Raw genomic sequence first — 230 nt, forward strand, 5'->3', positions numbered from 1 at the left:
CTATATAACAATTCGATTGGTGCAAAAGGTGACGGTAAATACGCAGGAACGAATCCGAAAAGTATTGGTAACGGTGTGAAAATGAGTGGTACGGTTACAGATTATAGTGATGGTACAATTACGTTAACTGGTGGTAAAACACAAGCAGCAATGGAAGGTAATGGTTTCTTCGTTGTAGGTGATTCAAAAGGCGGAAATATGGAATTTACTCGTAAAGGTACGTTTGGGAT

The 230-nt window shown here is 39.1% G+C and carries 1 pseudogene; it reads left to right on the forward strand.

The window, feature by feature from the left end:
• Positions 1-230, forward strand: a pseudogene (locus JDS96_RS31620) (flagellar hook protein FlgE); the annotation flags it as partial.

The sequence above is a fragment of the Bacillus cereus group sp. N21 genome (genome assembly GCF_016483395.1).
GTDB lineage: Bacteria > Bacillota > Bacilli > Bacillales > Bacillaceae_G > Bacillus_A > Bacillus_A pseudomycoides.